This window comes from Nitratireductor sp. GCM10026969 (assembly GCF_042660605.1).
Lineage (GTDB): Bacteria > Pseudomonadota > Alphaproteobacteria > Rhizobiales > Rhizobiaceae > Chelativorans.
Genome location: NZ_JBHSUM010000105.1, coordinates 11,786 through 14,391 on the forward strand (window position 1 = coordinate 11,786; position 2,606 = coordinate 14,391).

The window sequence follows — 2,606 nt, forward strand, 5'->3', positions numbered from 1 at the left end:
CTTCCCGCCAACACGCCCGCCGGCACCTACACGGTGAGCTACACGGCGACGGTGAACGACCAGGCCTCCGGCACGGTCGGCAATGCGGTCGAGCCGACCGGGGGCGGCGATCCGGACCCCGAATGCGCCAACTGCACGACCGAGCATCCGCTGCTCCTCGATATCACCGCGCAGAAGACGTCAAACCCGGCCAATGGCGAGCAGGTCGAAGCCGGCGAGACAATCACCTATACGCTGACGGCGACGGTGACGGGGTCCGCGACGACCGAGGACCTGGTCCTGACGGACACGCTCGACGCGGGCCTCACCTTCGGCGCGGTGACGGACGCCGGTTCCTTCGCGGCGGGCGGCAGCAGCCAGACCCGCACCTTCACGCTTCCCGCCAACACGCCCGCCGGCACCTACACGGTGAGCTACACGGCGACGGTGAACGACCAGGCCTCCGGCACGGTCGGCAATGCGGTCGAGCCGACCGGGGGCGGCGATCCGGACCCCGAATGCGCCAACTGCACGACCGAGCATCCGCTTCTTCTGGAGATCTCGGCGGAGAAGACCTCCGATCCGGGCGACGGAAGACAGGTCGAGGCGGGCCAGACGATCACCTACACGCTGACGGCGACGGTGACGGGGTCCGCGACGACCGAGCCGCTGGTCCTGACGGACACGCTCGACGCGGGCCTCACCTTCGGCGCGGTGACGAATGCCGGATCCTTCACAGCCGGCGGCAGCGGCCAGACCCGCACCTTCACGCTTCCAGCGGATACGCCGGCGGGCATCTACAGCGTGACCTATACGGCGACGGTGAACGACCAGGCCGCCACGACCGTGGGCAATTCCGTCGCGGCCTCGGGCGGCGGCGATCCGGATCCGGAATGCACGAATTGTGCGACCGAGCATTCCCTGCTCCTGGACATCGTGACCGAGAAAACCGCCGATCCGGCTGACGGAACGCAGGTTGAGGCCGGCGACACGATCACCTACACGCTTGTGACGACCATCACCGGTTCGGCCGCGATCGAGGATATCGTACTAACCGATACGCTGGACGACGGGCTGACCTACGGTGCGGTAGCGACTACCAGCCCGCAGGTCCAGGAAGGCGGCAGCGGCCAGACCCGCACCTTCACGCTTGTGCAGGGGACGTCGGCAGGCACTTACACTGTGACCTACACGGCGACCGTAAACGACGGGGCTGCCGGAACGGTCGGCAACCAGGTGACGGCCAGCACCGGCGCTTGCGAAAACTGTTCGACCGAACACCCGCTGCTCCTGGATATCTCGGCGGAGAAATCCTCCGATCCGGCGGATGGCACGCAGGTCGAGGCGGGGCAAACGATCACCTACACGCTGATCGCGACGGTGACGGGCTCCGCGACGACCGAGGACCTTATCCTGGCGGATACGCTGGATGACGGTCTGACCTTCGGCGCGGTGACGAATGCCGGTACCTTCACGGCGGGCGGCAGCGGCCAGGCGCGCACCTTTACGCTCCCGGCCGGCACCGCGGCCGGCGATTACGCGGTCACATATACGGCGACGGTAAACGACCAGGCGTCGGGAACCGTGGGCAATTCCGTCACAGCATCCGGCGGCGGCGATCCCGATCCCGAGTGCACCAACTGCTCGACCGAGCACCCGCTGCTGCTCGCCATCTCGGCGGAGAAAACGTCCGACCCGGCGAGCGGAGAACAGGTCGATGCGGGCCAGACGATCACCTATACGCTGATCGCGACGGTGACGGGCTCCGCCACGACCGAGGATCTGGTGCTGACCGACACGCTGAGCGGCGGCTTGACCTTCGACGCGGTGACGAACGCCGGTTTGTTTACGGTCGATGGCAGCGGCCAGACTCGCACCTTTACCCTTCCCTCCGGCACGGCCGCCGGCGCCCATACGGTGACCTACACGGCAAGGGTGGACGATGAGGCCGTCGGCGCGCTGTCGAACGCGGTCGATGTGGCGGGCGGCGGCGATCCCGATCCGGAGTGCACGACGTGTTCCACGGAGCACGAGGTGGCCCCGCCGGCGATCAGCTTCGTCAAGCGGCTGGTGGGAGAGAGCGGTCCGACCGACGACGTTGCGGAAGCGGGCGAAACGCTCACCTACGAGATCACCCTGACCAATGAAGGCGGGTTCACCGACAGCTACGCCATCCAGGACGTTCTCGACGAGAACCTGGTCTTCGCCGGCGCCGATAATGACGGCGCACATTCGGGAGGCAGCCCGGGCGGCGGTACGGTGGATTGGACGGGGCTCTCGGTGCCCGCGCGTATCGACGGCGAAAACGGGACGCTGGTGCTTGCGGTGTCGGCGACGGTTGCCGATCCGCTGAACGCGGACGGGCCCCTGGGCAACATCGTCAAGGAGCCCGGCGGACCGGATCCGGACTGCCCGTCCGACCATTGCGTGCTCATCGATCCCCAGAATCCCGAGCTCGCGGTGGAGAAGACCGGCGTGTTCGAGGACTCGGACGGCGACGGCGCGGCACGTGTCGGCGACAGGATCGCCTACACCTTCACCGTGACCAACACGGGCAACGTGCCGCTGTCCGATGTCGTGCCGCAGGATGATGGGCCGCTCTTCGGCGATATCGATGGCGGCGGCAC

At 67.5% G+C, this 2,606-nt stretch carries 1 protein-coding gene; it reads left to right on the forward strand.

The features are described 5' to 3' along the window. Positions 1–2,606 (forward strand): isopeptide-forming domain-containing fimbrial protein (locus ACFP9U_RS17970; protein ID WP_378623555.1); only part of this gene is annotated, 2,606 nt, incomplete at both ends.